Annotated in this window: 18 protein-coding genes and 2 tRNA genes; 16 read left to right on the forward strand and 4 right to left on the reverse strand. The window is 71.0% G+C overall.

Annotated features, from left to right (window positions below):
• Positions 1-35 precede the first annotated feature (35 nt).
• The 5 genes from F3T56_RS21750 (at position 36) to F3T56_RS21770 (ending at position 5,204) form a co-directional block, all read left to right on the forward strand.
• Positions 36-986, forward strand: a complete 951-nt coding sequence (locus F3T56_RS21750; RefSeq protein ID WP_342786968.1) for a bifunctional MaoC family dehydratase N-terminal/OB-fold nucleic acid binding domain-containing protein — start codon at positions 36-38, stop codon at positions 984-986.
• A complete protein-coding gene (locus F3T56_RS21755) occupies positions 983-1,378 on the forward strand; it encodes a MaoC family dehydratase (RefSeq protein ID WP_149826932.1) in 396 nt (131 codons plus the stop codon). The genes F3T56_RS21750 and F3T56_RS21755 overlap by 4 nt, the downstream gene beginning before the upstream one ends.
• Positions 1,375-2,541 (forward strand): lipid-transfer protein, encoded by a 1,167-nt coding sequence (locus F3T56_RS21760; RefSeq protein ID WP_149826934.1) that lies wholly within the window; start codon positions 1,375-1,377, stop codon positions 2,539-2,541. Before F3T56_RS21755 ends, F3T56_RS21760 begins: the two co-directional genes overlap by 4 nt.
• Before the next feature lie 218 nt (positions 2,542-2,759).
• The gene (locus F3T56_RS21765) at positions 2,760-3,311 is read left to right on the forward strand and encodes a SigE family RNA polymerase sigma factor (RefSeq protein WP_149826936.1); all 552 of its coding nucleotides are present in this window, start codon (positions 2,760-2,762) and stop codon (positions 3,309-3,311) included.
• Positions 3,312-3,545: 234 nt separating this feature from the next.
• Positions 3,546-5,204, forward strand: coding sequence for a long-chain fatty acid--CoA ligase (locus F3T56_RS21770; protein ID WP_172639064.1), 1,659 nt, complete (start codon positions 3,546-3,548; stop codon positions 5,202-5,204).
• A 71-nt stretch (positions 5,205-5,275) separates the two neighbouring features.
• Here the strand turns inward: F3T56_RS21770 and F3T56_RS21775 are convergent, their stop codons facing one another.
• Positions 5,276-10,024, reverse strand: a complete 4,749-nt coding sequence (locus tag F3T56_RS21775; protein WP_149826937.1) for a hybrid sensor histidine kinase/response regulator — start codon at positions 10,022-10,024, stop codon at positions 5,276-5,278.
• Between the two features lie 286 nt (positions 10,025-10,310).
• Complete coding sequence (locus F3T56_RS21780; RefSeq protein ID WP_149826939.1) at positions 10,311-10,877, reverse strand: SSI family serine proteinase inhibitor; 567 nt, start codon at positions 10,875-10,877, stop codon at positions 10,311-10,313.
• Positions 10,878-11,099: 222 nt separating this feature from the next.
• On the opposite strand from F3T56_RS21780, the gene F3T56_RS21785 reads away from it, so the two are divergent.
• The 4 genes from F3T56_RS21785 (at position 11,100) to F3T56_RS21805 (ending at position 12,648) form a co-directional block, all read left to right on the forward strand.
• Positions 11,100-11,190, forward strand: a tRNA-Ser gene (locus tag F3T56_RS21785).
• A 209-nt stretch (positions 11,191-11,399) separates the two neighbouring features.
• Positions 11,400-11,472: transfer RNA gene (locus F3T56_RS21790), tRNA-Arg, on the forward strand.
• 168 nt (positions 11,473-11,640) lie between these two features.
• Complete coding sequence (locus tag F3T56_RS21800; RefSeq protein ID WP_149826941.1) at positions 11,641-12,192, forward strand: YcxB family protein; 552 nt, start codon at positions 11,641-11,643, stop codon at positions 12,190-12,192.
• A 129-nt stretch (positions 12,193-12,321) separates the two neighbouring features.
• Positions 12,322-12,648 (forward strand): GYD domain-containing protein, encoded by a 327-nt coding sequence (locus tag F3T56_RS21805; RefSeq protein ID WP_149826943.1) that lies wholly within the window; start codon positions 12,322-12,324, stop codon positions 12,646-12,648.
• A gap of 25 nt (positions 12,649-12,673) precedes the next feature.
• Here the strand turns inward: F3T56_RS21805 and F3T56_RS21810 are convergent, their stop codons facing one another.
• Positions 12,674-13,561: a LysR family transcriptional regulator gene (locus F3T56_RS21810; RefSeq protein ID WP_149826945.1), complete on the reverse strand. Its 888-nt coding sequence runs from the start codon at positions 13,559-13,561 to the stop codon at positions 12,674-12,676.
• A 221-nt stretch (positions 13,562-13,782) separates the two neighbouring features.
• On the opposite strand from F3T56_RS21810, the gene F3T56_RS21815 reads away from it, so the two are divergent.
• Positions 13,783-14,172, forward strand: coding sequence for a VOC family protein (locus F3T56_RS21815; RefSeq protein WP_149826947.1), 390 nt, complete (start codon positions 13,783-13,785; stop codon positions 14,170-14,172).
• Positions 14,173-14,192: 20 nt separating this feature from the next.
• Here the strand turns inward: F3T56_RS21815 and F3T56_RS21820 are convergent, their stop codons facing one another.
• Positions 14,193-14,597, reverse strand: coding sequence for a hypothetical protein (locus F3T56_RS21820; RefSeq protein ID WP_425473598.1), 405 nt, complete (start codon positions 14,595-14,597; stop codon positions 14,193-14,195).
• Between the two features lie 117 nt (positions 14,598-14,714).
• Between F3T56_RS21820 and F3T56_RS21825 the strand changes: the two genes are divergently transcribed.
• The 6 genes from F3T56_RS21825 (at position 14,715) to F3T56_RS21850 (ending at position 22,714) form a co-directional block, all read left to right on the forward strand.
• On the forward strand, positions 14,715-15,599 hold the full coding sequence (locus F3T56_RS21825) for a DUF2797 domain-containing protein (RefSeq protein WP_149826949.1): 885 nt from the start codon (positions 14,715-14,717) through the stop codon (positions 15,597-15,599).
• 126 nt (positions 15,600-15,725) lie between these two features.
• Positions 15,726-16,085, forward strand: a complete 360-nt coding sequence (locus F3T56_RS21830; protein ID WP_149826951.1) for an antibiotic biosynthesis monooxygenase family protein — start codon at positions 15,726-15,728, stop codon at positions 16,083-16,085.
• A gap of 272 nt (positions 16,086-16,357) precedes the next feature.
• The gene (locus F3T56_RS21835; protein WP_172639065.1) at positions 16,358-17,098 is read left to right on the forward strand and encodes a response regulator transcription factor; all 741 of its coding nucleotides are present in this window, start codon (positions 16,358-16,360) and stop codon (positions 17,096-17,098) included.
• The gene (locus F3T56_RS21840; RefSeq protein ID WP_149826955.1) at positions 17,095-18,828 is read left to right on the forward strand and encodes a sensor histidine kinase; all 1,734 of its coding nucleotides are present in this window, start codon (positions 17,095-17,097) and stop codon (positions 18,826-18,828) included. The genes F3T56_RS21835 and F3T56_RS21840 overlap by 4 nt, the downstream gene beginning before the upstream one ends.
• Before the next feature lie 26 nt (positions 18,829-18,854).
• Positions 18,855-20,438 (forward strand): bifunctional glycosyltransferase family 2/GtrA family protein, encoded by a 1,584-nt coding sequence (locus F3T56_RS21845; RefSeq protein ID WP_149826957.1) that lies wholly within the window; start codon positions 18,855-18,857, stop codon positions 20,436-20,438.
• Positions 20,435-22,714 carry an ArnT family glycosyltransferase gene (locus F3T56_RS21850; protein WP_149826959.1) on the forward strand — a complete coding sequence of 760 codons (2,280 nt, stop codon included), beginning with the start codon at positions 20,435-20,437 and terminating at the stop codon, positions 22,712-22,714. Before F3T56_RS21845 ends, F3T56_RS21850 begins: the two co-directional genes overlap by 4 nt.
• Positions 22,715-22,761 lie beyond the last annotated feature (47 nt).

Raw genomic sequence — 22,761 nt, forward strand, 5'->3', positions numbered from 1 at the left:
CTGACGGACAGTCAGATTCTTTGGAGGCGGCCGGCGTGGTGGTCGAGGACCTGTCCGTACGGCTCAAGGCCTACGAGGGGCGCGCGGCCGTCCTCGGAGGTCACGGCAAGGATCCCGTCAACGCGCCCATGATCCGGCACTGGTGCGAGGCCCTGGGGGATACCAACCCCGCCTACACCGGACCGGACGCCATCGCCCCGCCCACCATGCTCCAGGTGTGGACGATGGGCGGGCTGAGCGGGCACGCGACGGCGCGTTCACCCGTGTACGAGGAACTCCTCTCCCTGCTCGACGACGCCGGCTGCACCTCCGTGGTCGCCACCGACTGCGAGCAGGAGTATCTGCGGGAGCTGCGGCCGGGGGACGAGATCACGTTCGATTCGGTCATCGAGTCGGTGTCGGAGCGGAAGACGACCAAGCTCGGCACCGGGTACTTCGTGACGACTCGCATGGATGTGCGGGTCGGTGACGAAGGCGAAATCGTCGGCACCCATCGCTTCCGGATCTTCAAGTACGCGCCCGCCACCACCAAGAAGACCGAACCGAAGCCCCAACGGCCCCGCCCCGTCGTCAACCGCGACAACGCCGGGTTCTGGGAGGGCGTCGAGCGGCACGAGCTCCTCATCCAGCGCTGTGCCGACTGCGCCACCCTCCGCTTCCCCTGGCTGCCGGGGTGCCACGCGTGCGGTTCGCCCGAGTGGGACACCGTCCGGGCGAGCGGGGAAGGCGTCGTGCACTCGTACGTCGTCATGCATCATCCGCCCTTCCCCGCCTTCGAACCGCCGTACGCCGTCGGGCTCGTCGAGCTCGCGGAAGGGGTGCGGATCGTCAGCGACGTCGTCGGGGTGCCGTACGACAAGGTGCGGATCGGGATGGCCGTACGGCTCGAATTCATCCGGTACGACGCGGAGTTGGTGCTCCCGGTCTTTCGGGCGGAAGACGTGGCGGAAGTGGTGGAAGAGGTCGTGGACGAGGTCGTGGCATGAGGGCCGGTGATGTGCTGCCGCCGCTGGAGATCGAGATCACCCGCACCCTCGTCGTCGCCGGGGCCATCGCCTCGCGCGACTATCAGGACGTGCACCACGATCCTGAACTGGCCCGGCATCGCGGCTCGCCCGACGTCTTCATGAACATCCTGACGACGAACGGGCTGGTCGGACGGTATGTGACGGACCACTTCGGGCCGAGCGCCGTCCTCCGGAAGGTCGCTATCCGGCTTGGCGCGCCCAACTACCCCGGCGACACCATGGTGTTGACGGGCACGGCCGAGACGGTCGACGGGGGCACGGTCGTCGTGAAGGTCATCGGTGACAACGGAATCGGCCGACATGTGACCGGCACGGTCACGGTCACGCTGCCGATGGGGGAAGTCGAATGAGCCTCCGGACGAAGGACCGGCTCGGCGGTAGGGCCGCCGTCGTCGGGATCGGGGCCACCGACTTCTCCAAGGACTCGGGGCGCAGCGAGCTGCGGCTGGCCGTGGAGGCGGTGCGGGCCGCGCTCGACGATGCGGGGCTGCGGCCCGCGGACGTGGACGGGATGGTGACGTTCACGATGGACACGAGCCCGGAGGTCACGGTCGCGCAGGCGGCCGGTATCGGCGAGCTGTCGTTCTTCTCCCGGGTCCACTACGGCGGCGGGGCCGCGTGCGCGACCGTGCAGCAGGCGGCGATGGCCGTGGCGACGGGCGTCGCGGAGGTCGTGGTCTGCTACCGGGCGTTCAACGAGCGGTCGGGGCGGCGGTTCGGCGCGGGGGTGCGGCATCGGGAGCCGTCGGCGGAGGGCGTGGCGCTCGGCTGGACGCTGCCGTTCGGGCTGCTCACGCCCGCGTCCTGGGTGGCCATGGCGGCCCAGCGCTACCTCCACACGTACGGGCTGACCCCGGAGGCGTTCGGGCACGTGGCCGTGGTGGACCGGAAGTACGCGGCCGCGAACCCGGCGGCGTACTTCCACGGCCGCCCCATCACCCTCGCCGAGCACGCGGCCTCGCGGTGGATCGTCGAGCCGCTGCGGCTGCTGGACTGCTGCCAGGAGACGGACGGCGGTCAGGCGCTCGTCGTGACGTCCGTCGAACGGGCGCGGGACCTGCCGAAGCCGCCGGCCGTGGTCGTGGCGGCCGCCCAGGGCGCCGGCCGGGCGCAGGAACAGATGACGAGCTTCTACACCCGGGATCTGGCGGCGCTGCCGGAGATGGGCGTGGTCGCGCGGCAGCTGTGGCGGACCTCGGGGCTCACCCCCGGCGACATCGACGTGGGGATCCTGTACGACCACTTCACACCGTTCGTGCTGATGCAGCTGGAGGAGTTCGGCTTCTGCGGGCCGGGCGAGGCGGCGGACTTCGTGGCGGAGGAACGGCTGCCGCTCAACACGCACGGCGGGCAGCTCGGGGAGGCGTATCTGCACGGGATGAACGGCATCGCGGAGGCGGTACGGCAGCTGCGGGGGACGTCCGTGAACCAGGTCGCGGGGGCGGAGCGGGTGTTGGTCACGGCGGGTACGGGGGTGCCGACCTCGGGGTTGGTGCTGGGGGTGGGTGGGTGAGGTCGTCCCGGCCCGTACGCCGGACAGCGCGCCGTACGCCTGCACCGCGCGCCGTACACCCTGCGCAGGTGTCTCTCAGGGATACACCCTCAGTACCTGGGGGCCGCTCATCCACCTTCAGGAGGTGGGGTCTGCCCCACTCCTACAACCTGAGGGGGAGTCGTCTTAGGGACCTGCGGCCGATCCGCCGGGGCGGGGCCCGCTCCTAGCGTGGAGCCATGACCACACCCGTCTGCACCAGCGCTTCGAACGCCGCTTACCCGTCGTTGAACGCCGCGTACCCGTCGTTCTCGGCGTACGTGAAGGCACGCCAGCCGGTGCTGCTGCGGACAGCCCGGTCGCTGACCGCGAACCCGAGCGACGCCGAGGACCTGCTGCAGACCGCACTGGCCAAGACGTACGTCGCCTGGGAGCGCATCGAGGACCACCGGGCGCTCGACGGTTACGTGCGGCGCGCGCTGCTGAACACGCGTACGTCGCAGTGGCGCAAGCGCAAGGTGGACGAGTTCGCGTGCGACGAGCTGCCGGAACCGGAGGGCGTCCAGGCCGGGGACCCGGCCGAGCAGCAGGCGCTGCACGACGCGATGTGGCGGGCGATCATGAAGCTGCCGGCGCGACAGCGGGCGATGGTGGTCCTCCGGTACTACGAGGACCTCAGCGAGGTGCAGACGGCCGAGGTGCTCGGCGTCTCGGTCGGCACGGTGAAGTCGGCGGTGTCGCGCGCGCTGGGCAAGCTGCGCGAGGACCCGGAGTTGGAGCCCGTGCGATGACACCGGCGTCCCGTTCGACCGAGGGCCTCTCTGGCCGACGGCTTCTCTGACCGAGGGTTTCTGTGACCGAGGACTTCTCCGATCAAGCCGCTTTCGATCAAGTCCCCTTCGGTCCCCTTCGAGTGACTCTCCTTCTGATCGATCACCCCGTTCTAGTGACATACTGATCGGTATGTGCGCAGAATCAGCACAACTGTTACCACCGCGTAGGCAAAGTCGCCCCGGGAGGACGCCGTGCTGAGCACCATGCAGGACGTACCGCTGTTGATCTCCAGGATCCTGACCCACGGGTCGGTCATCCACGGGACGTCGCAGGTGATCACCTGGACCGGCGAGGGGGAACCCGAGCGCCGCTCCTACGCCGAGATCGGCGCCCGTACCGCGCAGCTGGCCCACGCCCTGCGCGAGGACCTCGGGGTCGACGGCGACGAACGGGTCGCGACGCTCATGTGGAACAACTCGGAGCATGTCGAGGCATACTTCGCGATCCCCTCCATGGGAGCCGTCCTCCACACCCTCAACCTGCGCCTGCCCCCCGAGCAACTCGCCTGGATCGTCAACCACGCCGCCGACCGGGTGATCATCGCCAACGGTTCGCTGCTTCCCCTCCTCGCGCCGCTCCTGCCGCACCTCAAGCCGGTCGAGCACGTCGTCGTCGCCGGGCCCGGCGACCGCTCGCTGCTCGCCGGGGCGAGCGTCCAGGTGCACGAGTACGAGGACCTGATCGCCGGCAAGCCGACCACGTACGACTGGCCCGAGCTGGACGAACGCACCGCCGCCGCCATGTGCTACACCTCCGGCACCACCGGCGACCCCAAGGGCGTCGTCTACTCCCACCGCTCGATCTACCTGCACTCCATGCAGATCAACATGGCCCAGTCCATGGGCCTGACGGACGAGGACCTTTCCCTCGTCGTCGTCCCGCAGTTCCACGTCAACGCCTGGGGTGTGCCGCACGCGACCTTCATGACCGGCGTCAACATGCTGATGCCGGACCGGTTCCTGCAGCCCGGCCCGCTCGCCGAGATGATCGAGACGCAGAAGCCGACGCACGCCGCCGCCGTTCCCACCATCTGGCAGGGGCTGCTCGCCGAGCTGAACGCCCGCCCGCGTGACGTCAGCTCGCTCACCCAGGTCACCATCGGCGGCTCGGCCTGTCCGCCCGCGCTGATGCAGGCCTTCGACAAGCTGGGCATGCGCGTCTGCCACGCCTGGGGCATGACGGAGACCTCCCCGCTCGGCACGATCGCCCGGCCACCGGCCCATGTGGAGGCCGGCTCGGACGTGGAGTTCGCGTACCGCCTCACCCAGGGCCGTTTCCCCGCCTCCGTCGAGGCCCGCCTCACCGGCCCCGGAGGCGAACGCCTCCCCTGGGACGGCGAGTCCGCCGGTGAGCTGGAGGTGCGCGGACCGTGGATCGCGGGCGCGTACTACGGCGGCCAGGGCGCCGAACCCACCCGCCCCGACGACAAGTTCAGCGAGGACGGCTGGCTGAAGACGGGCGACGTCGGCACGATCAGCCCCGACGGCTTCCTGACCCTCACCGACCGCGCCAAGGACGTCATCAAGTCCGGCGGTGAGTGGATCTCCTCCGTCGAGCTGGAGAACGCCCTCATGGCCCACCCGGATGTAGCCGAGGCCGCCGTCGTCGCCGTACCGGACGAGAAGTGGGGCGAACGCCCGCTCGCCACCGTCGTGTTGAAGGAGGGCGCCACGACCGAATTCGCCGCCCTGCGGTCCTTCCTCGCCGACGAGGGCGGCATCGCCAAGTGGCAGCTGCCCGAGCGCTGGACGATCATCGAGTCGGTGCCGAAGACGAGCGTAGGCAAGTTTGACAAGAAGGTGCTGCGCAGGCAGTACGCGGAGGGGGCGTTGGACGTGACGCAGATCTAGGGGTCTGTGCCGGATGTCGGTCGGGGCACTGTTTCACGTGAAACAGTGCCCCGAGTCGTAGCAGGGCCGGCTCAGTTCGTGCCGACTCGTGCCAGCAGGTCCACGATGCGGGTCTGCACCTCTGTGCTCGTCGAGCGCTCCGCGAGGAACAGGACCGTCTCCCCCGAGGCCAGGCGCGGGAGTTCGGACGGGTCGACGGCGGCGGTGTAGACGACGAGCGGGGTGCGGTTCAACTGGCCGTTCGTGCGCAGCCAGTCGATGATCCCGGCCTGGCGGCGGTGCACCTGAAGCAGGTCCATCACCACAAGGTTGGGCCGCATCTGCGCGGCCAGGGTGACGGCGTCCGCGTCGGACGCGGCACGCGCGACCTGCATGCCACGCCGCTCCAGCGTCGCGGTCAGGGCGAGCGCGATCTCCGCGTGCTCCTCGATGAGCAGGACACGCGGCGGGTGCTGCTCGGAGTCGCGCGGCGCGAGTGCCTTCAGGAGGATGGCCGGGTCGGCGCCGTACGCCGCCTCGCGCGTCGCCTGGCCGAGTCCCGCCGTGACGAGGACGGGGACCTCGGCGGCGACGGCGGCCTGGCGCAGCGACTGGAGCGCCGTGCGTGTGATGGGGCCGGTGAGCGGGTCGACGAACAGGGCGGCCGGGTACGCGGCGATCTGCGCGTCCACGTCCTCGCGGGAGTTCACGATGACGGGCCGGTAGCCACGGTCGCTGAGCGCCTGGTGCGTCGTCACGTCCGGCGCGGGCCACACGAGCAGCCGGCGCGGGTTGTCCAGCGGCTCCGGCGGCAACTCGTCGTCCAGCGGCTGCGGATGGGGCTGGTCGGGGACCTCCACCGCGCCGCCGGGTCCGTCGAGCGGCTCGGGCCCTTCATCGGCGTTCTCGTCGGGTTTCCCTATGGCGTACGACCGCCCGGCACCGTCCGTGTTGCCGACCAGCCGGGACTGTCCGGCGAGGGAGGGCTGCGCCACCTGCTGCGACTGGGTCACCTGAGCCTGCGGGGGCAGCGGGATCTGGCCGGTCGCGGGGCCTGTGGCCGGGGCGGCCTGCGGGTGGGGGCGTACTGCCGTCTCCGGGCGGTCACCGCTGGGCTCGGGCGGCGTCCCGAGCTTACGGCGCCGACCGGAGCCACCGGGCTGATTCGGGGCGGGGGTGGAGCCCGGCTGGGGCTGTGGCTGTGCCGGTGTCTGCTTCTGCGGCTGTGGCTGGGTCTGCGTCTGGGGGCCGCCCTGGCGGGCGAACGGGACGCCCTGGCCGAGCGTCCGGACGCTGATCGCCTGTCCCTGGGTCGAGTTGGGGTCGAGGGGGGCGGCGGGGGCGGCTGGTGCGGGACCGGCCGCGGGCTTGTCAGGTGCGGCAGGTGTGGCGGGTGTGGCAGGTGCGGCAGGTGCGGCGGGGGGCGTGGCCTCGGCCGGGAGCGGCTGTGCGGCGCGCGGCTGCTGTACGGCGCGCTCCGGCGGGAGGGGGGTGCCCGAGGACGGCGTGGACTGCGGAGGCAGCGGCGCCTGCGCCACCGGGGCGGCTACGGGGATGCCCGCGCCGGAGGTGCCCTGGTGGGGGTCGGGCCAGGACTGGGGCTGGGGTTGAGGCTGGGCTTGGGCTTGGGGCTGGACCTGGGGCGAGCCGACGGCCGCGGCCTGTGCGGGCACCGGCTGTGGGGCGCCGGGAACCCCCTGCGGCGGGATGGCGGCGATCGGTCCGGGGACGGCCTGTCCGGGCGCGGCGGCTTGTGCGGGACCGGCGGTTTGCGCGGCGGCTCCCGGAACGCCCTGCGGAGCGACGGGCTGCGGGCCCGCGACCGAAGCGGCGACGGGCTGCCCGGGGGGTACGGCCTGCGCGGCGGCCACCGGAACACCCTGTGCGGGTACGGGCTGGCCCTGTTGCCCAGGGGCGACCTGGGCCGGAACCCCCTGCACGGGCGCCGCGCCTACGGCCTCACCCTGCTGCGGAGCGGGTCGTACCGCTCGACGGCGGCCCGTCGGCGAAGGCACCGGGTGCGGCTGGGGCGGGGTGTGGTCGTCCGCCGGGTTGTGCAGCGCGGCGTCATGGCGCCCGTCGTCGACGCCCCCGGCCGCGGCTCCCGGCAGCTGCCCGGCAGCGACCGCCTGGCCCGCACCGGCGACCTGGGCGACGCCCGGCGCCCCCGCCTCCGCGCCTTGGTCCTGGGCGACCTGCTGCCCGACCCCGGCGGCAGGCACAGGCCCTCCGGCGGGAACCATCCCCCCGCCCGTAGCGGCACCCTGGCCGCCCTCATCCTCGTACACCTCTCCGCCCTGCGCCGGCACCGCGGGCACGGCCACGGGTCCGCCGGACGCACCGGGCGCGGCAGGCACAGGCATCGGTGCGGGCATCGGCGTAGGCATCGGCGCGCGCACCGGACCGAGTCCGGCCGCTCCCTGCGCGTACTCCGGCCCCCGGTCCGCCTCGGCCGGCGGCAGCGCGAAGACTGCGCGCCCGCTCGCCTCAGGGGCGGCGGCCCGCTCCTCCGCGCTTGCCAGCGCACGACGCCGGCGGCCGGTGGGCCGACCGTCGGCCGCCTCACCGGAAGCGCCGGAAGCGCCGGAAGCGCCGGAAGCGCCGGAAGCGCCGCCGGCGGCCTCGGCGGCGTTCGTCGTGGACGGCGCGGCGGGCAGCGCCGGCGGCAACGCGTTCCGCTCGGGTTCCCGGCGGGCGCGCCGCCCGGCGGGCGCGGGCACGCCCTGCGGCGGCACCGTCCCGCCCAGCCCGGTGGCGGCGGCAGCGGCCCCCGCCGCGTGTTCGGCGGCCGTCACCACGGCACCCTCGGTGGCCACCGGCCCGGCGGCCGCGTCGCCCGCGGACGCCCGGCCGCGCCGCCGCCCGGTGCCCGCGGAGCCCTCGGCGTCGTCACCACCGGCGCCCTGCGCGGGCACGGGAGCCTCGCCGGCCGGTTCCTCGGCCCGCCGCCTGCGCCGGCCGGTGGGGGCGGCGGCAGGCGCGGCCTCCGCCTCGGGGGCGTCCTCGCTCTCCAGGAACGCGTCCACCGACGACCGCCGCGCCCGTCGCCGCCCGCCACCGGCGGCCTGCTCGGGCAGCGCGACCTCGGCACCGGCGGCCACGCCATCGGCGTCGCCATCGCCGTCAGAGTCCACCTCGGCACCAGCAGCGGCGGGCGCGGCCTCGACCGGAACGGCGCCCGCCCCGCCCCCCAGCGGCACCTCCAGCACATACGCGCTGCCGCTCATCCCCGGCACCTCGACCGTCTGGAGCACACCGCCGTGCGCCCGCACGATCCCCTGGACGATCGGCTGGTGCACCGGGTCTCCCCCGGTGTACGGCCCGCGCACCTCGATGCGTACGACTTCACCGCGCTGCGCGGCCGCCACGACGACGGTGTTGTCCATGTAGCCACCGGCCGACATGGGTGAGTTACCCGTGGCGTCGACGCCCGCCACATCCGCTACGAGATGCGCGAGCGCGGTGGCGAGCCGTGCCTGGTCCACCTCTGCCTCGATGGGCGGCGCGTGCACGGCGAACTGCACCCGCCCCGGCCCGATCAGCTCCACGGCCCCGTCGACACCGGCCGCGACGACCGCGTCGAGCATCACGGCCGTACGGGCGAGGTCGTCCTCACCGGCGTCGATCCGCTGGTAGCCGAGCACATTGTCGATGAGCGTCGTGATCCGCGAGTACCCGGCGGTGAGGTGGTGGAGCACCTGGTTGGCCTCGGGCCACAGCTGCCCGGCGTCGTCGGCCGCGAGGGTGCCCAGTTCGGCGCGGAGCTGGTCGAGCGGGCCGCGCAGGGAGGTGCCGAGCACGGCGAGCAGCTGCTCGTGCCGCGCGGCCAGCGCCTCGTAACGGTCCTTCTCCCGCTCCCCGAGCGAGGCGTACCGCTCGTCCCCGGCGGCGAGTTCCTCGGCGTGCGTCTCGCGCAGCTCGGCCAGCTCGGCGGCGTGCTCCTCGCGGACCTTCTCGATCTGCTCCGCGTGCTCCGTGGTGAGCCGCTCCAGCTCCTCCGCGTGCCGCTCGGCCTCGACGTCTTTCTCCTCGGCGAGCTGGTCGTACGGCCGCCGGTCGGTGAACGTCATCACGGCGCCGACGAGCTGGTCCCCGTCGCGCACCGGCGCCGTCGTCAGGTCGACCGACACCTTGTCGCCGCTCTTCGACCACAACACCTGCCCGCGCACCCGGTGCTTGCGCCCGGACCGCAGCGTGTCGGCGAGCGGCGACTCGGTGTACGGGAAGGGGGAGCCGTCGTCACGCGAGTGCAGAACGAGAGTGTGCAGTTCCCGCCCGCCGAGGTCGCTGGCCCGATAACCCAGTATCTGAGCGGCGGCCGGATTGACGAGGACGATCCGACCGTCGGTGTCGGTCCCCACCACACCCTCGGAGGCGGCCCGCAGAATCATCTCGGTCTGCCGTTGCGAACGCGCGAGTTCGGCCTCGGTGTCGACGGTGCCCGACAGATCGCGGACGACCAGCATGAGCAGCTCGTCATTGGCGTAGCCGTAACCGTCGTACGCCTGCTGCCCGTTCTCCAGATTCGCGCTTGTGACCTCGACCGGGAACTCACTGCCGTCGGTCCGGCGGGCGATCATACGGGTCGGCTTGGTCCGCCCGGTCGGGTCGACGCTGTCGGGCCGCCGCATGGATCCCGGGATGAGCCGGGAGTCGAACTCGGGCAGCAGATCGAGCAGTCCGCGCCCGACGAGGGCGGTCCCCGGCGTCTCGAAGGCCTCAAGGGCGATGGTGTTGGCGTTGACGACGGTGCCATTGGCGTTGACCAGCACCAACGCGTCGGGCAGCGCGTCCAGTATGGCTGCGAGGCGAGCAGCGCCTCGGGATGGCCTGCTGCTCACGAGACGCTTCCTCCCTGTTACCGCACCTTGCCGACCACGGGGGCCATGGCCATCTTGCCAACCGGCCCGCAACGTGTCACGCGAGGGAGTCTACGGGCAGAGGTTGCGCTCGCGACGCCGGATGAGAGGGAGGTCGCACACCGAACATACGGAGACGGCGTGACCGTACGAACGGCGATGCCGTGACCGTGTGTTTTGCCCGGCGGCCCATGCGACAGCACTTATGTACGGGGACCGCCGCCTCCGGATCGCGCTCAATCGCACTTATGGGCAGCCTCCGCCGAGCTTATGCGCGGAGTTCCGGGAGCACGGGCACGAGCGCGTCCCAGCGGGCGATCTCGCAGCCGTTCCCGCGGTCGAAGCGGGCGTCGACGGGGCGTCCGGCCCAGGTGCCGGTGACATGCGCGGTGGCCGGCCCTCCATACAGCATCGTGCAGACCGTGCCCGGCTGGACCGGAGCGAAGGGGTTCGTACCCCAGCTCGTCCGCCGGTCGAGCCGCCCGCACGCATCGCGCACGGCCGGATGGTTCCCGCCCTCGGGATGACACCGCAACTCGAACGTCCCGTCCGCCCCCGCCCCCACCCCCCGCACCGTCACGACCAGCCGGTCCTCGGGGGCGGGGGCCGGCGACGACGTGCGCGGCAAGGTCTCGGCGGCGTACGCGGCCGGGGCGCCGGGCGCCAGTGCGCCGCAGACGGCCGCGGCGAGCGCGGCGGCGGCACCGAGGAGGAGCCGGGCCAGGGCGGGGCGGCGGTGGGAGGGAGGGAGGTGGACAGCCGGAGGGAAGGGAGTGGAGGAAGTGGCAGGAGTGGAGGGCGTCTGCGGTGCGGCGAGGGGAGGGCTCTGCAACATGACCGGACTAACGCCACGCCCGCTCCACGGTTGCGCGGCGGCGGCCAGCCGTGGGCCAGGCGTGGCCGATCACCTCCTCACCGTTTCCGACCCGCCCCGACGTGCCATACGGCTTTGCCCTGTGGCCGCTCCGCCTAGTACCGTGGGAGCCGATTGGTGACAGCCCGCTCGGCTGTGTCATCATCTGCACGCACCACTCGCGCTCGCGCGTGTGGTTGTGCTGGAGGCGTCGCCTAGTCCGGTCTATGGCGCCGCACTGCTAATGCGGTTTGGGCCTTAAAGCCCATCGAGGGTTCAAATCCCTCCGCCTCCGCGCTTGATCACCGAAGCCCCGGTCCACCCGACCGGGGCTTCGCCGTTCCCACCCCGTCGCCCCCGCCCCCGCGAGCGCCCCACAGGTCGTTTCCCCAGGTCACAAGGGGTACAGCAAACGGATTTCACATGGCGACGGCAGTCATGTAATGTTCTTCCTGTCGCCGCGAGCGGGCTGAAAGGACCAGGACCGGCGGGAAAACAAAACAAGCACTCGTAGCTTAACGGATAGAGCATCTGACTACGGATCAGAAGGTTGCAGGTTCGAATCCTGCCGAGTGCACACAGGTCAAAGGCCCCTTGGGATCATCCCAAGGGGCCTTTGACATCAGCCGATCTCAAGGGTTTCGTCCATCGTGAATGTGCTGTGCCCGCGCGTTTCCATGATCGTGCGAGCGTCGACACCCTGAGTGAGGAGCAGCGAGACACCTGCTCGCTACGATCGCTGCCCATGGACACCAGGGGCGGGGATTCCTCACATCAGAACACGGACGTCGGTACGGCCGTGGAGCTCGTCTACCGGCCAACGGCCGCGGACTTCGAAGAGGCGCTCCGTGCACGAGCTCGTCGGTCACCGTCGGGGCGGGCCCAGGCACTCATGCCGACGCTCATGGCGGCACTCGCCGTGAGCGTCTTCTCGCTTGTCCAGGATGAACCGCTGGCCGTGTGGATCATCGCGCTGGTGCTCGCCGTGCCAGTCGCGTTCTGGGCCACCGCACGAGGACTCCGCACCATGGCCCGCCGGATGTTCAGCGTCGTGGAGCCATACGGGCAGTGCCAGGTGGTGGCCGACGACCGCGGTGCGGTCACCACCGGCGAGCGGGCGTCCTTCAGCATGGATTGGACGGTGTTCCGGGAGTATCTGGAGACGCCCGGACTCTTCGTGCTCCTCGGCGGTGACCGCGCGGCCGGAGTCGCGCTACTGCCCAAGCGGGGCGCTCAGGACCCCGCGGACGTCGACCGGCTCCGGGCGATCCTGGACCGGAACCTGAAGCGGCTCTAGTCGGAGGTCTGTGAGCCCGCACGGGACACACTGTGCCAGCCATCGTCCGCGTTCGGGGGATAGGCGGGCCGCCTCCGGCGCCTTCCCGCCCCGCTGGGGCATCCCTTGAGGGAACGGAAGGGAGACATGATGCCGCTCTATCTATCGAGGTTCAGCTATACGCCGGAGACCTGGGCGAGGCTGATCGGCCACCCTGAGGACCGTGCGAAGGCCGCTCAGTCGTACATCGAGTCCGTCGGCGGGAAGCTCCATGGCTTCTGGTATGCCTTCGGCACGCACGACGGCTACAACCCGTGGGAGGGCCCGGACAATGTGTCCATGGCCTCGGTCGCACTGGCGATCAGTGGAGGCGGCGCCCTCAGCTCGTTCGAGACGACCGTTCTCCTGACGGTCGAGGAAACAATGGATGCCCTACGCCAAGCCGAACGAATCCAGTACCGGGCTCCTGGCGCGTAACGGTCCACTCCGCCGCTTCTGGTGGTCATGTGGTCGGGGGCGGTGTGGTGACGCCCAGGAGGGAGAGGAAGGCGGAGGCCGCGGGGGACGGGGTGTGGCGGGTCCAGATGAGGTGTTCGACGCGTATCGGGCCGTTGGTGATCGGGACGTAGCGCAGGCCGTGGAGTTCGGGGGTGAAGGCCGCGGGCAGGAGGGCGATGCCCAGGCCGTGGCGGACCATCCGGAGCATGAGCTCGACGCCGGAGACCTCGAAGGCGACCTCGCGCCGGAGGCCGGCCGCCGCGAATGCCTCGTCCGACTGGGCGCGGGCGGCGCTGCCTTCGGCGAAGTCCACGAATGCCTCGTCGGCGAGGAGGCGGAGGTCCACCTCGGGTTCCGTGGCCAGCGGGTGGTCCGGGGCTAGCACCGTGACGTGCCGGCCGTGGGCGAGTTCCTTGTCGCGGACGCCCTGTGGTCGGAATCCGGGCTGTACGCCGAGGAACGCCGCGTCCAGTCTGCCGTCGCGTACCTGCTCGACGAGCTGTTCGCTGGAGCCCGCCCGCAGAGTGATCCGTACCTGGGGGTGGCGCAGGCGGTAGTCCCGGAGTACCGCCGGGAGGTCGACGGCCGCGACGGTGGGGATCGAGCCGACGGTCAGTCTGCCCCGTATCTCGCCGGTGGCCGCCGCCACCTCCGCCCGGGCCCGCTCGGCCGCTTCCAGGGCCTGGCGGGCGGCGGGGAGGAACGCCTCTCCGGCGGTGGTCAGCCGCACCCGACGGCTGGTCCGGTCGAACAGCCGGGCGCCCAGTTCCTTCTCCAGGCGGGCCACTTGGTGGCTGAGCGCGGACTGGACGATGTGGCACCGCTCGGCGGCGCGGGTGAAGCTCGCGGTCTCCGCCACCGCGAGGACGTAGCGCATCTGCTGGAGGTCCATGGGGTGATCGTGAAACACGATGGATCGGATGACAAACATGTGTTGGACCGATGGATGGCTGCTCGGCGATGCTGAAATCACGGGCGGGGCAGGGCAGTCGGCGATCGGTCACCAGTCACCGGCCACCGTCTCCGGACCGGCGCGGTCCTGAGGCGCCGGCCGCCCCCGTCCCCGTCGTACCGCCATCGGCGCCCCGGCGCCCCGACCCCGTGGAGACGCCCGTGCGCGTGATCGCCTTCGACCATCTTGTCCTGAACGCCGCCGACATCGAACGCTCGCTCGCTTTCTATACCGGTCCTTTGGGCCTGGAGCCGGTGCGGGTGGAGGAGTGGCGGGCCGGCAAGGCCCCCTTCCCGTCCGTGCGGGTGAGCCCCACCACCATCATCGACCTCGTCCAGGCGCCCGCCGAGCGGCCGGAGGGATCCAACGTCGACCACATCTGTCTGGTGGTCGAACCGCTCGACTGGCAGCAGGTCATCGACTCCGGTGTCTTCACGGTGCTGGACGGTCCCGACGAGCGCTTCGGCGCCCGGGGCACCGCGGTCTCCCTCTATGTGCGGGACCCGGACGGCAACACGGTGGAACTGCGCTGGTATCCGCAGGACGCCTGAGGGCCCGGTGCGGACAAGCACTACGCGTTCGTGACGGTCACGCGCTTCATGGAGGCGATCAGGGCGGTCACGGCGGTGGTCGCGGCGAAGCTTCCGGCCGCGACCAGCACCACGCCGACCATGAAGAGGCCGGAGGCGTCGTCCGACCAGTCGTAGAAGGCGGCGGCGGTCAGGCCGGCGGTGATGCCGAGGACGGCGTCGGCGATGTGGTTTCGGGATGCCGCCCAGTACAGCGGGGCCAGCAGAGTGAGGACCAGACCGATCACCTGCCATGCCTCGTACGGGCCGGTCACCGAACCGTCGGGCTGTACGTCGTACCGCTGGTCCCAGCCCAGCCAGGCGGCCCATGCCGCTGATGCCATCACGGTCAGCGGGAGGGCCGTGAGGGGGTGGGGAACGAGGTTCAAGCGGTGTTGTCGTCGCATGGCCCAAGGGTTCCGGCTCGCCGAGCAGGCGACCAGAGGTCAGGTACTCACCTCCGCTTGAGTACTTCAGCCGCTGGTCAGAGGTGTTGTCAGTGGGGGCCTCTAATGTCGTGGGGGATGGCACACGCGTGGAGATGTACGGGGCTGCGGTGGGGTGGGGGCGGGCCGTTGCTCGGGTGGGAAGGTGGGCGGAGGAGTCCGCTGCCTCGGGGGAAGGTGGTTGCTTTTGGGGTGGTGAGTGAGGGGCGGCGGACCTGTGTGGGGGCGCGGGGGAACGCGTGTCCGGTGCGGGCCGGGGTGCCGGGGCGGAGTACGGGGTCTCGGTGCGACGAGTGTGCGCGGCTTGACCGGGCGCATTCCGTCGCCGCCGACACCATCGCCGATGATCCGCGGCCGTACCACGTGTACCTCGCGTGGTTCGGGTCCGGGATGGTGAAGGTCGGGATCACGGCCGTCGAGCGGGGGTCGGCTCGGCTGCTGGAGCAGGGGGCGGTCTGCTTCGGGTGGCTGGGGCGGGGGCCGCTCATGGCCGCGCGGCGGACGGAGGAGGTGGTGCGGGCCGCGCTCAAGGTGCCGGATCGGATTCCGTACGCCGAGAAGAGGGTGGTACGGGCGGCCCTGCCCGAGGCCATCGGCGAACGGGCGGCCGAGTTGGCGGCGCTGCACGGGCGGGCGCTCGGGGTCTACGGGTGGCCGGAGGCGTTGGAACCGGTGCCGTTCCAAGTGGTCGATCACTTCGGGGTGTTCGGGCTAGATGGGCTGCCGGCTGCGGAGGGGGTGGTGAGTGAGCTGGTCGCGGGTGGGGTCGTGGGCGGTGAGGTACTCGCCGTCGCCGGACCTGATCTGCATCTGGCCACGGGGCGCGGGGTCGTCGTACTCGATACGCGGCTGATGACCGGGTGGGAGCTGACCGCTCCGGCCGGTGAGGGTGCGCGAGACGTACTCACCGTGCCGGTACGGGAGTTGAAGAGCAGAGGGGGTGTGCAGGACGGGCTGTTCTGAGGGGTTCCTGCACCGCAGGTAGCCGTGGGTGGTCGTGGGTGGTCGTGGGTAAAGACTTCGATCCCTTTGGGTTCCCGTTCGGAAAGGTGGTGGACGTCGGGTGGCGTGCGGCTCGACAGTGGTGACATGAGCGATCAGCGGATTGCACCTGTTCCTGCCCATGAACCTCCCTACTACGCCGTGGTGTTCACCTCCGTGAAGACCGCGGATCAGAGCGGGTACGGTGAGACCGCCCAGCGGATGGAGGAGTTGGTGAAGGAGGTGCCGGGGTTCCTCGGGATGGACCATGCGCAGACGCCCGGGGGGCTTTCCATCACCGTGGGGTACTTCCGGGACGCCGACGCCATCGAGCGGTGGCGGAGCGATGTGGAGCACCGGGCGGCGCAGAAGCGGGGGCGGGCCGAGTGGTACGAGAGCTACAGCCTGCACGTCGCCAAGGTCGAGCGGGGCCACAGCTTCGTGAGGGGAGAGGGCACCGCTTTGTGAGAGGGGAGGGCGGAGCATGACGGGGCTTGCGTAAAGGTGGGGTCAGGGCGGCGGTGTGCGGGGCGCCTGGGCGGATCATGAAACTGTGTGTTGCTGGTGAGCGGGCCTGGGGAATGCCGTGGGGTGGGTTGGGAAAGGCCTGGTCAGCGGGGGGTGTGTCCGGGAAGTCGGGGATCTTCCCAGGGGTTGGCTGAGAGGAGTCTGTGCGTTTCTCAGAAAAATCACAGGTTCCGAAAAGAGTGCTCTCAGGGGGCCCCGACATGGTGTCCGGCATGACCACGACCTCGCCCCAGGGGCGCACCGAACTGCTGAGGCCGGACGGGAGCCCCGTCCGAGTGCTTGTGGTGGACGACGAGCTGTCGATCACCGAACTGCTGTCCATGGCCCTTCGCTATGAGGGCTGGCAGATCCGGAGTGCGGGGGATGGCACGGGTGCCATCCAGACCGCACGGGACTTCCGGCCCGACGCCGTCGTCCTGGACATGATGCTCCCGGACATGGACGGGCTGACCGTCCTCGGGCGGCTGCGGCGTGAGCTGCCGGAAGTGCCGGTGCTGTTCCTGACCGCGAAGGACGCGGTCGAGGACCGGATCGCCGGGCTCACCGCCGGCGGCGACGACTACGTCACCAAGCCGTTCAGCCTCGAAGAGGTCGTGGCCCGGCTACGCGGACTCATCCGCCGCTCCGGTGCCGCCGACCGGCGGTCCGACTCCGTGCTCGTCGTCGGCGACCTCATGCTCGACGAGGACAGCCACGAGGTCTCGCGCGGCGGGGACAACATCCACCTCACCGCCACCGAGTTCGAACTGCTGCGCTTCCTGATGCGGAACCCGCGGCGGGTGCTCAGCAAGGCGCAGATCCTCGACCGTGTGTGGTCGTACGACTTCGGTGGCCAGGCGAATGTCGTAGAGCTCTACATCTCGTATCTGCGGCGGAAGATCGACGCCGGGCGTGAGCCGATGATCCACACCCGGCGCGGGGCCGGCTACCTGATCAAGCCCGCCGCGTCATGAGCGGGCGACGACGGACGCGTACGCAGCGGCAGCCGAAGCTGAGGCGAGGACGACAGCAGCCGCGCACCCTGCGTACGCGGCTTGTCGTCTCCGCGGTGGCGTTGATCGCGGTGGTGTGCGCCGTGATCGGGACGGTGACGACGGTCGCGCTGCGCTCGCATCTGTACGAGCAGCTCGACGACTCGGTCAGCGAGGTGCTGGGTCGTGCCGCGGGCAAGGGGCCCGAGGACGCGCCTCCGCAGAACTCGCAGGCCCAGCAGCCCGAGGGCGCGGTCGACCCCAGCAAGAAGGCGCCCGGTCCGCCGGATCTCGAGGAGTTCGTCACCCGGGGGCCGCAGCAGATGATCGGCACCATCGCGGCGAAGGTCGAGAACGGCACCGTCGCCGAGGGCATGTACGGCAAGGGCACCAAGAACGACGACGGGGTCACGAACGTCACCGCGTACGCGCTGAACAAGACGCAGCTCGACGAGCTGAACGACGTCGCCAAGGACGGCAACGCCCACACCGTCACCATCACGGGCCTCGGCGAGTACCGCGTGGAGTACCGCAGCGGTGACAACGGCGCCTACTACGTGGCCCTGCCGACCACCGACGTCAGCAACACCCTCAACACCCTCATCGTCGTAGAGCTGAGCGTCACCGGCGCCGGTCTCATCGCCGCCGGTATCGCCGGCTCCGTGCTCGTCGGCGTGGCCCTGCGGCCGCTCCGGAAGGTGGCGTCCACGGCGACCCGGGTCTCCGAGCTGCCGTTGCACACCGGTGAGGTGACGCTCAACGAGCGTGTGCCCGCGGCCGAGACCGATCCGCACACCGAGGTCGGGCAGGTCGGGGCGGCGCTCAACCGGATGCTCGACCACATCCACAGCGCCCTGCACTCGCGGCAGGAGAGCGAGACGCGCGTACGGCAGTTCGTGGCGGACGCCAGTCATGAGCTGAGGACGCCCCTCGCGTCGATTCGCGGTTACGCCGAGCTGACCAGACGAGGGCGGGAGGAGATCGGGCCCGACACCCGGCATGCGCTCGGGCGGATCGAGTCCGAGTCCGGTCGTATGACCCTCCTCGTCGAGGATCTGCTGCTGCTCGCGCGGCTGGACGCGGGACGTCCGCTCCAGTTCGAGCAGACCGACCTCATCCCGCTCGTCGTGGACACCGTCAGCGACGCGCGCGCCGCCGGGCGGCAGCACAACTGGCGCCTGGACCTGCCGGACCACCCCGCGCTCGTGTCGGCCGACGCCGCGCGGCTGCAGCAGGTGCTGGTCAATCTGCTGGCGAACGCGCGTACGCACACGCCACCGGGTACAACCGTGACCGCGCGCGTGCAGCGGCGCGGGCCGTGGATGTGCGTCGATGTCGAGGACAACGGGCAGGGCATCCCGGAGGAGCTGCTGCCGCATGTGTTCGAGCGGTTCGCGCGTGGGGACTCCTCGCGGTCCCGGGCGTCCGGCTCGACCGGTCTCGGCCTCGCCATCGTGCAGGCCGTGGCCGACGCGCACGGCGGTGCCGTGACCGTCGACAGCGTGCCCGGCAGGACCGTGTTCACCGTGCATCTGCCCGCCCTCGGCGGGAGCATGCCGCTGCTCGACGACGCCGCGAACTGGCAGCTCGGCGACGTGCACTACGACGGCGACGGCGACGGCGACGGCGACCTCGACATGACCGACGTAACCGACGCAACAAACTGGCAACCGGACTCACAGGCACAGCACAGTGTCAGCACACGGGCATAACAGAGCCGCTCGCAAATGTAGTTGTCATGCGAACCGACTCTTCTCCCGGCACCCTGCCGGCGCGGGAGCACCTCCCGGCCGGAAACGCCGGTACGCCTGTCCTGGACGTAGTGATCCCCGTCTACAACGAGGAGAAGGACCTCCAGCCGTGCGTCCTCAGACTGCACGAGCACCTCGCGCGCACGTTCCCGTATGCGTTCCGCATCACGATCGCGGACAACGCGTCCACGGACACCACCCCTCAGGTGGCGCAGCGGCTGGAGGCGGAGCTCCCCGAGGTCAGGTCCTTCCGGCTCGATCAGAAGGGGCGCGGGCGGGCCCTGCGGACCGTGTGGTCCGCGTCCGACGCGCCGGTCCTCGCCTACATGGACGTGGACCTGTCCACCGACCTGAACGCCCTGCTGCCGCTGGTGGCCCCGCTGATCTCCGGTCACTCGGACCTCGCGATCGGCTCCCGGCTCGCCCGCTCCTCCCGGGTGGTGCGCGGCCCGAAGCGGGAGTTCATCAGCCGCGCGTACAACCTGATCCTGCGCGGCTCGCTCCAGGCCCGCTTCTCGGACGCGCAGTGCGGGTTCAAGGCGATACGCCGGGACGTGGCCCAGGTGCTGCTGCCGCTCGTCGAGGACACCGGCTGGTTCTTCGACACCGAGATGCTGGTGCTGGCCGAGCGGGCCGGGCTGCGGATCCACGAGGTGCCGGTCGACTGGGTCGACGACCCGGACTCGACCGTCCACATCGTGAAGACGGCGACCGACGACCTCAAGGGTGTGTGGCGGGTCGGGAAGGCCCTCGCCACCGGATCGATCTCGCTCGACCGACTCGCACGGCCGTTCGGGGATGATCCGAGGGACAGGGAGATCCAGGACGTACCGCGCGGGCTCGCCCGTCAGCTCCTCGGGTTCTGTGTCGTCGGCGGCCTCTCCACCCTCTTCTACCTGCTCCTCTACAGCGGCTTCCGTACCTTCTCGGGGTCGCAGATCGCCAACGCGCTCGCCCTGCTGGTCTCGGCGATCGCCAACACGGCGGCCAACCGGCGCCTGACCTTCGGCGTCCGCGGCCGGAGCGACGTCGTCAAGCACCAGGCACAGGGCCTGGTCGTGTTCGGTATCGGCCTCGCCCTCACCAGCGGCTCGCTGGCCGCCCTGAACGCGGCGACCTCCGACCCCGCCCACTCCACGGAACTGGCGGTCCTCATCGCCGCCAACCTCGCGGCGACGGTGCTGCGGTTCCTGCTCTTCCGGGCGTGGGTGTTCCCGGACCGGCGCGACGGTGCCTCCTCCGCCTCCTCCGCGGTCTCGACGGTCGTCGCCTCGCACCACCCGGCCCCGCACGACCCGGCCTCGCCCACCTACGCGACGTCGACGGCGACGGCGACGGCGGTGCGTCCGGGCCGGCCCCGCCCCCACGGCCACCAGGACCGTTTCCAGCCGGCGGCCCAGCGGCCGGCGGCGACACAGAACCACACCGCCGAGTACGCGACGGCGCCCCGATCTCCGTACACGACAACCCAGTTCCGCGCCGGTGACGCCGCGGACCGCACCTGGGGGGACGCGACCATGCAGATGCGGCCGGTGCGCCCGCACGATCAGGATTCGAGGAACGCACGATGACCACGCAGTTCGAGACGACGACACCGCAGGGGGGTGCGCGCCCCGCCGGCCCCGCCGGTCCCGATTGGGGGCCGCCCACGAGCAGAACGGCCGTGCAGGAGCCGGTGGTTCAGGAGATCCTCGACGGTCATGGCACCACCCCCGCCCCCGGCACCGGCTCGGGTGAGCCCAAGCAGCCCTTCGCTCAGCGACTGTGGCGGGGCCGCCCCGAGGACAACCGCTGGATCCGCCCCGGGTTCCTGCTCACGCTGCTGCTGATCGGCGGCCTCTACACCTGGAACCTCACGGCCTCCGGTTACGCCAACTCCTTCTACTCGGCGGCCGTGCAGGCGGGCAGCCAGTCCTGGAAGGCCTTCTTCTTCGGGTCGCTGGACTCGGCCAACGCCATCACCGTCGACAAGCCCCCGGCGTCGCTGTGGCCGATGGCGCTGTCGGTACGGCTGTTCGGCCTCAACTCCTTCGCGATCCTGTTCCCGCAGGTCCTGATGGCCGTCGCCACCGCCGGGGTGCTGTGGGCGGCCGTACGCCGTCGCTTCAACGCCACGGCCGGCTTCATCACCATGGCGGTGTTCGCGCTCACGCCCGTCGCCGCGCTGATGTTCCGCTTCAACAACCCGGACGCGGCCCTCGCGCTCCTGATGGCCGCCGCGGTCTACTGCACGCTGCGGGCCATGGAGAAGGCCCAGACGAAGTGGCTGGTCTGGGCGGGTGTCGCCATCGGCCTCGCCTTCCTGGTCAAGACCCTCCAGGCCTTCCTGATCCTGCCGGTCCTCGCGATCGTGTACGTGGCCTTCGCGCCCGCCAGTTGGAAGAAGCGGGTCGGGCAGGTGCTGCTCGCCGGGCTCGCGATGGTCGTCTCCGGCGGCTGGTGGGTCGCGATCGTCGAGCTGTGGCCGGCGTCCTCCCGCCCGTACATCGGCGGCTCGCAGAACAACTCTTTCCTTGAACTGACCTTCGGCTACAACGGCCTCGGCCGCCTGAACGGCGAGGAGACCGGCAGCGTCGGCGGCGGCCAGGGAGGTGGTTGGGGCGAGACCGGCTGGGACCGGATGTTCAGCTCCTCCATCGGCGGCCAGATCTCCTGGCTGATCCCGGCCGCGCTGATTCTGCTGGGCGCAGCCATCTGGGCCACGCTCCCCCACTCTCGGCTTCGCTCGAGCGGGGGGACCTCCATGCTCAAGCGCACGGACACGACCCGCGCCGCGTTCCTCCTCTGGGGCGGCTGCCTGCTGATCACCATGGTGGTCTTCAGCTTCATGCAGGGCATCTTCCACGAGTACTACACCGTCGCCCTCGCCCCCTACATCGCGCCGCTGATCGGTATGGGCGCGGCGTTGCTCTGGCAGGAGCGCGGCAAGTTCTGGGCGACGATCACGATGGCGGCGGCCATGACGGCCACCGCGGTCTGGGGCTACGTCCTCCTCAACCGCTCTTCCGACTACCTGCCCTGGCTGAAGTGGGTCGTGCTGGTCGGCGGCTTGGTCGCCGCGCTCGGCCTGGTTTTCGTGGGCAAGCTCGGCCGGCAGCTGGCCATGGCGGTCGTGGGCCTCAGCGCCGTCACCGCGCTGGCCGGTCCGACCGCGTACACGCTCACCACGCTGAACGAGGGCCACACCGGCTCGATCGTCACGGCCGGTCCGTCCGTCCAGGGCGGCATGGGCGGCGGTCCCGGCGGCGGTGGCGGCGGTATGCCGGGCCAGAACCAGCGGGGCGGCCAGCAGGGCCAGCAGAACGGCCAGAACGGCAACGGTCAGATGGGCCAGCCCCCGACCGGCGGCTTCGGCGGCGGCCAGAACAACCAGCAGAACGGTAATGGCTCCACCCAGAACCAGCAGCAGGGCAACGGCCAGACCCAGAACGGCGACGGCGGTCGCATGGGCGGCGGTGGCGGCGGCATGGGCGGTCTGCTCAACGGCGCGACCGTCAGCGACGAGGCCAAGGAACTGCTCGAGAAGAACGCGAGTGACTACACCTGGGCCGCCGCCGCCATCGGCGCCCAGAACGCGGCGAGCTACCAGCTCTCCACCGGCGAACCGGTCATGGCCATCGGTGGCTTCAACGGCACCGACCCGTCCCCGACCCTCGCGGAGTTCAAGAAGTATGTGGAGGACGGCAAGATCCACTACTTCATCTCCAGCGGCTCCGGCGGCGGCATGGGCGGCAGCAGCGACGGCACCTCCTCGCAGATCAGCTCCTGGGTACAGGAGAACTTCGAGACGGTGACGGTCGACGGCGCCACCTTCTACGACCTGACGCAGCCGAAGAGCGACAGCTGACCGTCCGGTCCGGCGAAAGCCCCTAAAGCAGGGCGGTGGGCCGGGGG

The sequence above is a fragment of the Streptomyces tailanensis genome, assembly GCF_008386495.1.
GTDB classification, from domain to species: domain Bacteria; phylum Actinomycetota; class Actinomycetes; order Streptomycetales; family Streptomycetaceae; genus Streptomyces; species Streptomyces tailanensis.